At 60.4% G+C, this 7,402-nt stretch carries 6 protein-coding genes; 5 read left to right on the forward strand and 1 reads right to left on the reverse strand.

Annotated features, from left to right (window positions below):
• Nucleotides 1-242 precede the first annotated feature (242 nt).
• The 5 genes from C9427_RS06300 to C9427_RS06320 all read left to right on the forward strand — a co-directional run bounded on the left by C9427_RS06300 (nucleotide 243) and on the right by C9427_RS06320 (nucleotide 5,951).
• A complete protein-coding gene (locus C9427_RS06300) occupies nucleotides 243-1,169 on the forward strand; it encodes an ArsR/SmtB family transcription factor (protein ID WP_107648280.1) in 927 nt (308 codons plus the stop codon).
• 104 nt (nucleotides 1,170-1,273) lie between these two features.
• Nucleotides 1,274-2,779 (forward strand): arabinosylfuranosidase ArfA, encoded by a 1,506-nt coding sequence (gene arfA / locus C9427_RS06305; protein ID WP_107648284.1) that lies wholly within the window; start codon nucleotides 1,274-1,276, stop codon nucleotides 2,777-2,779.
• 114 nt (nucleotides 2,780-2,893) lie between these two features.
• Nucleotides 2,894-4,168: an extracellular solute-binding protein gene (locus C9427_RS06310; RefSeq protein WP_107648281.1), complete on the forward strand. Its 1,275-nt coding sequence runs from the start codon at nucleotides 2,894-2,896 to the stop codon at nucleotides 4,166-4,168.
• 59 nt (nucleotides 4,169-4,227) lie between these two features.
• Complete coding sequence (locus C9427_RS06315) at nucleotides 4,228-5,112, forward strand: carbohydrate ABC transporter permease (protein WP_107648282.1); 885 nt, start codon at nucleotides 4,228-4,230, stop codon at nucleotides 5,110-5,112.
• The gene (locus C9427_RS06320; RefSeq protein ID WP_107648283.1) at nucleotides 5,109-5,951 is read left to right on the forward strand and encodes a carbohydrate ABC transporter permease; all 843 of its coding nucleotides are present in this window, start codon (nucleotides 5,109-5,111) and stop codon (nucleotides 5,949-5,951) included. Before C9427_RS06315 ends, C9427_RS06320 begins: the two co-directional genes overlap by 4 nt.
• A 63-nt stretch (nucleotides 5,952-6,014) precedes the next feature.
• Here the strand turns inward: C9427_RS06320 and C9427_RS06325 are convergent, their stop codons facing one another.
• Nucleotides 6,015-7,088 carry an ABC transporter ATP-binding protein gene (locus C9427_RS06325; RefSeq protein WP_107648285.1) on the reverse strand — a complete coding sequence of 358 codons (1,074 nt, stop codon included), beginning with the start codon at nucleotides 7,086-7,088 and terminating at the stop codon, nucleotides 6,015-6,017.
• Nucleotides 7,089-7,402: the final 314 nt, after the last annotated feature.

A 7,402-nucleotide genomic window follows, 5' to 3' on the forward strand; every position in this document is an offset into this window, starting at 1 on the left:
GACCAGATTGCGCAGTCATGGCACCAAGATCGCCAGCGCCACCAGAGGGGCCGCCTCCGCGACATTCCTGCCCAGCGCATTGGGGAAGAAATGCAGCTCATTGACGGAGATGTCGAGGCCCAGACCGGCTGACGCTGGAAAATCTCGATCGGGTGCTTCTGGGCGGTTCATTCTATAAACGCCACCGGCTTTATTTGTATCTGATCTGCTGATACATAACCTGTGTGACGAGTGCGGGCCACATGTCGAATGAAATCATAGTTGTCGATCCTCTTGAGCGGCTTGATTTATTGAAGAGCCTTGCGAGCGAGGTCCGGGTCCGGATCCTCGATCTGCTGCACCACAAGGGGCCGAAAAACGTCAATCAAGTGGCCGAAGAACTGGGTCTTCCGCAATCGACAATTTCCGCAAACATCCAGGTTCTTGTCGATGTCGGTTTGATCGAGACGAAATCACAGAAGGCGCGAAAGGGAAGCCAGAAGGTCTGCTATTCGACCTTCTCCGAATTGGTTGTCGTCTTTAAGGACCGCGCCCCGGCGCAGGATCTCAGCGTCATAGAAGTGGCGATGCCGCTTGGGCTCTATACAAGATGCGAAGTTTCCGCTCCCTGCGGCCTGTGTTCAAGGGACGGCGTCATCGGACTTCTCGATGTGCCCAACACCTTCCTCGATCCCGACCGTATGCGGGCCGGGCTGCTGTGGTTCACCCGCGGCTTCGTCGAATACCAGTTTCCCAACAATGCGACGCTTGCCAATGCCAAGGTCGGCGGGTTGGAGCTGGCGATGGAGCTTTCGTCCGAGGTGCCGGGCACATCGAAGGATTGGCCATCGGACATCACGGTCGCGATCAACGGACACGAGATCGATACCTGGACGGCGCCGGCCGACTATGGCGACAAGCGCGGCAAGCATACACCCGGCTGGTGGAAACTGGCCGGATCGCAGTATGGCGACCTCGTACATTGGCGCGTCACGAATAACGGCACCTATCGCGGCGATGACAAGGTTTCCAAATGCTCGCTGGCTGATCTGGATCTCGAGCGGCACCGCTCGATCCGGATACGAATCGGCGTGAAGGAAGATGCGCGTCACCCCGGCGGCATCAACATCTTCGGCAGCGGCTTCGGCAACTACAGCAACGACATCGTTCTGCGCCTGCGGAAGGCCTGAAAGCATACTGGACCCTTGACGGGCGGACGAGCTCCGCCCTTAACTGACCCATGACCCGGATATAAACCGGAAAGTCGGATTGAAAGTCCGCAGTGGGAGTGATCATGAAAGCCAGAGTCACGGCGAACGCGGCCTATGCCGTCGCGGATATCGACAAACGTCTTTACGGCTCGTTTCTCGAGCATCTTGGCCGGGCGGTCTATACGGGCATCTACGAGCCCGGACATCCGCAAGCGGACGCTGAGGGGATGCGCAAGGACGTGATCGAGTTGGTGCGCGCACTCGACACTCCGATCTGCCGTTACCCCGGTGGCAACTTCGTGTCCGCCTACAATTGGGAAGACGGCATAGGCCCGAAGGAGAACCGCCCGCGGCGCCTCGATCTTGCGTGGCGCACCACGGAGCCGAACCTGGTTGGTATTCACGAATTCGCCGACTGGGCCGAGAAAGCCGGCACCGAGATGATGCTTGCGGTCAATCTCGGTTCCCGCGGCCTCGACGAGGCGCGGGCCTTCGTTGAATACGTCAACCACCCGGGCGGCAGCTACTGGTCCGACCTCAGGGCCAGGAACGGACGCACGCAGCCCTGGAACTGCCGCCTCTGGTGTCTCGGCAATGAAATGGACGGTCCCTGGCAGGTCGGCCACAAGTTGGCGAGCGAATACGGCCATCTCGCCAACGAGACCGCCAAGGCGCTGCGGGGCCTCGACCCCACGGTGGAACTGGTCGTCTGCGGCTCGTCGCATTCCAATATGCCGACCTATCCGCAGTGGGAAGCAACCGTGTTGGAGGCGACCTACGAGCAGGTCGACTACATCTCTCTCCACATGTATTTCGAGAATTACGAGAAGAATACGGCCGAATATCTCGCTCTTCCAGCCAAGCTCGACCGCTACATTGGCACGGTCGCGGGCATCATCGACTACGTGAAGGCCAAGACCCGCTCGAAGCGGGACGTGAAGATCTCCTTCGACGAGTGGAACGTCTGGTACCATCAGCGCCAGCGGGACGCGGAGCGTATGCGTGCCTGGGACTGGCCGGAAGCGCCCAGGCTTTTGGAAGACATCTACAATTTCGAGGACGTGCTGCAGGTCGGCTGCATCATCAACACCTTCATCCGCCGGTCTGATATTGTTCGCATCGCCTGCATTGCGCAGCTGGTGAACGTTATCGCGCCGATCATGACCGATCCCGGCGGCGGCGCCTGGCGGCAGACGATCTACTGGCCTTTTATGCTGGCCTCCAGGCATGGCCGCGGCACCGCGCTGCAGCTTGCGGTCGAGGTGCCCACCTATGACGCGGCCGCGGCCGACAAGGTGCCATGGCTCGACATTGCAGGCGTGCATAATTCGAACGCCGGCACGCTGACCTTCTTCGCAATCAACCGGCACGGATCCGAGACGATAGAGGCCGACGTCGCCCTCGAGCGGTTCGCCGCCAAGTCCATCGAGCATACGATCATCCGTCACGACGATCTCGAGGCCTGCAACACGAAGGACGCGCCGGACACCGTATCACCGGTCAAAGGCAACGGGGCGGCGCTCAGCAGCAAGGGAATGACGCTGAAGTTGCCGCCGCACTCCTACTCGATGGTGCGTGTGACACTCTGAGACGATATCCGGCAATCGGATATATACCGCAAAATCCGTTGCAGGTGATCTGGTTTGGTGTAGCATTGAAATGTTCAAGGCGGATCTAACCGCTGTACTCGGGAGGAAGCTGAGATGAACTTTCGCAGGATGATGGCCATAGCGGTGGTTGCGGCCGGAGGATTTTGGGCCGTCGCGGCCCAGGCCGAAGAAACCGTCATATGGTGGGATTTCCTCGGTGGCGGTGACGGTGTGCGCATGAAGCAGATGATCACGGACTTCAACACCGCCCACGCCGGCAAGATCAAGATCGACGCCACGACGCTGGAGTGGGGCACGCCCTTCTACGCTAAGGTGCAGACCTCGGCCGCGGTCGGCGAGGCGGCAGACGTCATGACCTATCATGCCAGCCGCGTCCCCCTGGCGGTGAGCCAGGACATTCTCGAAGAAATCACCGCCGACGACATGAGCAAGATGGGCCTCTCGGCCTCGGACTTCGCCCGCACGACCATGGATGCCGTGACGGTCGACGGCAAGCAATACGCAGTGCCGCTCGATACCCATCCAATTGTCCTGTACTACAATCGCGTCCTCCTGAAGAAGGCAGGCGTGCTCGGCGACGACGGCCGTCCCGTGGGCATGGGCAACAAAGAGGAATTCACCGCGACGTTGCAGAAGTTGAAGGACGCCGGCGTCGAGTTCCCGTTAGGCAGCGTCACCGCCGACGGCAACTTCATGTACCGCACCATTTATTCGCTGGTGTGCCAGCAAGGCGGCGAGCTTCTGACGGGCAACGAGTTCCTCGCCGGCGACAATGCCGAAAAGCTGGCGAACGCGTTAGCGGTTCTGCAAGGGTGGACGAAGGCCGGCCTGCAGTCGACCTATACGGACTATCCCGCAACCGTCGCCCTATTCACCTCGGGCAAGGCCGCCATGATGATCAACGGCGTCTGGGAAGTTCCCACGATGACCGACCTCGCCAAGCAAGGCAAGCTGTTCGACTGGGGCGCCGTCGAGATTCCGGTCATCTTCGACAAGCCATGCACCTATGCGGACAGCCACTCGTTCGCAATCCCGAAGAACAAGGGCAAGGAGATCAGCCCGGAAAAGCGTGCCGCCGTTCTCGAGGTGATCTCATGGATGGACAAGCACTCGCTGTTCTGGGCCACGGCAGGCCACATCCCGGCATACAACCCAGTCACTGAGGCGGCTGAATACAAGGCAATGGAGCCTAATGCGACCTACTCGACGCTGACGGCCAACATGATCTTCGATCCGAAGTCGCCCAAGGCTGGTGTCGCCGGGCCGATCTTCGACGTCATGTCCAATTATTTCGTGCCGACCCTCAACGGAGAGATGGACCCGGGCGAGGCGGTGAAATCCATCAAGGAAGAGCTGAACAGCATGTAAGTCTCAAAGGCTGGGAGCGCCCTCACCAGGACGGTCCCAGCCATATTTGAGGAAGAGCCATGCTTCGCAACTCCCGCACTGAACGTCTTGTCGCACTGGTGCTGGTCGCTCCCTTTCTGGCGATCTACTTGCTGGCGTTCGTCTATCCGACGGTTCAGATGTTCCGCATCTCCTTCACCGATGCGCCGCTGATCGGCGAGGGTCGGTGGGTCGGTTTCGACAACTACCTGCGGCTCGACAACGACCCGATGTTCCGGCGCGCGGTCTGGAACACCGCTTACTTCGTGCTGATGACGGTCGTCCCCGGGACACTCATCGCCCTGTTGGTCGCGCTTGGCGTGTCACGCCTCAAGGGCCGGTTCCAGGCGATCGTGCTGGCGTTGTTCTTCCTGCCCTACATCCTGCCGGTGTCCGTAGTCTATCTGATCTGGGACTGGACGCTGAACTTCCAGTTCGGGATCGCGATGCATGTGCTGGACTGGCTGGGAATCTCGCGCGTGCCGGTCTTCAAGTCGCGCGTCTGGTTCTTGCCGGCGGTGGCCGGGGTGACGATCTGGTGGACCGCGGGCTTCTCGATCCTCCTCTTCCTCGCCGGACTCCGGTCCATACCAGCGGAGATCTACGAAGCCGCGGCGCTCGACAACTCGACGCGATGGACCACGTTCCGACGTATCACCTGGCCACTGCTTTGGCCGATCACCTCGCTGGTATTGACCATCCAACTCATCCTGCAGCTCAAGATATTCGATCAGGTCTATCTGTTCTCGATCGGTGGCCGGCCGAACGACAATATGGTGCTCGTCTACTACGTCTTCCAGAAGGCCTTCCAGCAGAACCAGGGAGGCAGGGCGGCGGCTGTCGCCGTCACCCTCTTCGTGCTTGTGGTCGTCGTCTCGGTCCTGCAATTCCAGCTGCTCCGGTTCGCCGAAAGGCGGCGCCGATGAACGCCATGGCTGCGCAACGCTGGAACCTTTGGGGCGGGATAATCACGGCACTGACGCTCGTCTGGGCCATCCTATGGGCGTTCCCGCTCTATTGGGGTGTGATCTCATCGCTCAAGCCGGACGACGAGGTCGTCCGGCCTTACATCGAACTCTGGCCCGAGACGCCGACGCTGGAGAACTACATTGACGCCCTGACCACGACACAGATCGGCACCTGGTACATCAATTCGGTAGTGGTCGCGGTCGGCGTAACGGTCATCACCATCTTCATCTCGATGTTGTGCGGCTACGCGATCTCGCAGTTGCGATTCCCGGGGCGGATCGCGCTATGGTGGCTTATCCTCGCCTCCTTCATGGTGCCAACTTCGGCGCTGATCATCAATCATTTCGTGCTGGTCGCCAACCTTGGCCTGCTCAACAGCTGGGCCGGAATCATGTTGCCGCAGCTTATCCACCCCGTCATCGTCATCGTATACAAGCAGTTCTTCGATCAGGTCCCAAAGGACTTCCGCGAGGCCGCGGTCATGGACAATGCGTCTGAATTCGGGATCCTCTTCAAGGTCTACATGCCGATGAACTGGGGGGTAACGACGGCGCTGTCGATCGTCTGCTTCATCTGGACGTGGAACGCGTTTTTGTGGCCGTTCCTCTCGGTGACCCGCACCGAGATGATGACGATCACCGTCGGCATCACGCAGGTCAATGACGCCTTCGGTGTCTACTACGCGCGCCAGCTGTCGGCAGCCGTACTGGCCGGACTTCCGGTGGCGCTAGCCTACCTCTTCTTCCAGCGCCGAGTAACTGAAGCGATAACGCTTTCGGCAGGTATCAAGGGCTAGCCTCGGCCCGCAAGCGAACCGCAATGCAAGAGGGCACGACCCACTCGGAGGGGGGCAGGTCCGTCAGCGCGCGTGCCAGGTCGATCCGTCCGCGGCGAAGAGATGCAGGTCGGCAGTGTCGAACTTCAGCCGAACGGCGTCGCCCGGTTTGACGCTCGAAAGCCCGCGATCTTGTGCCGTAACCTGCGTCCCATCCGCGAGCCGCGCATAGACGAGCGTTCGCTCGCCAAGGCGCTCGACAACGGTGGCCGTGGCGGATGTTTCTTCGCCATCGGAGACGACAGTCAGCGATTCCGGCCGCACTCCCAGTTCGCGCCAATCCATGTTGACCGGCGCGCCAGGAAGGCCGACGAGTGATCCATCAGTCAAGCGCGCATTGAGCCTGTCGCCTGAGCCCGAAACCGTAACAGGCAGAATGTTCATCGCCGGAGACCCGACGAAGGTCGCGACGAATCGCGACGCCGGACGTGCATAGACCTCGTCGGGTCTTCCCATCTGCTCTATCCGGCAATCGTTGAGGATCACAATACGGTCGGCGAGGGTCATCGCTTCCACCTGGTCGTGGGTGACGTAGATCATCGTCGACTTCAAACGCTGATGCAGCTCGGCAAGCTCGACGCGTGTACGGGCTCGAAGCGCCGCGTCCAGATTGGAGAGTGGCTCGTCGAACAGGAATGCCTTGGGCTCCTTGACGATCGCACGCCCGATGGCCACGCGCTGGCGCTGCCCGCCGGAGAGCTGCGACGGCCGCCGGTGGAGCAGCGCTTCGATCTCCAGGATGCGCGCAGCCTCAGCGATCCGTTGGCGTATAACATCCGGCGCGACCCGAATGTTCCTTAGCCCAAACGCCATGTTCTCCGCGACTGTCATATGTGGGTAAAGCGCATAGTTCTGGAAGACCATCGCAACGTTGCGCCTGCCCGGCGCAAGGTTCTCCGAGCGCACCCCGTCGATCGTCAGCGTGCCCTCGTCAATGCTTTCGAGGCCGGCGATCATCCGGAGCAGTGTCGTCTTGCCAGAACCGGACGGACCGAGAAACACGATCAGCTCTCCTGGCTCAATGTCCAGGCTGACGTCGCGGATCACTTCGACTGCGCCAAAGTGCTTTGATACGCCCGACAACGCGATTCCCGTCATGCTTGCGATCCTTCTTTCCTGCATAATTTCGGATAAATACCCGATGTCAAGGAACGTGGGGGCCACGGCACAATGAGCGCCCTTATCCCTGGTCCCCGGAACAGCGGTTTTGCAAGCTACCTTGCCAAAAGCCGACCAACTGCAGTCGGCCCAACTCGGTCAGTCCGCCGCGAAAGTTTCGATGACGGCTCGTGGCACTCCTTGCTCATTCCGATGGACAGTACGTGCGACGACACTCCACCCATCTCGGCGATCAACGGCAGCCAGCTGATCGAGTTTGACCCTAGATCGCCTTCGCCGGTCTGCGCATTGCC

It is taken from the genome of Mesorhizobium helmanticense (assembly GCF_003034915.1).
Classification (GTDB): Bacteria; Pseudomonadota; Alphaproteobacteria; order Rhizobiales; family Rhizobiaceae; genus Mesorhizobium; species Mesorhizobium helmanticense.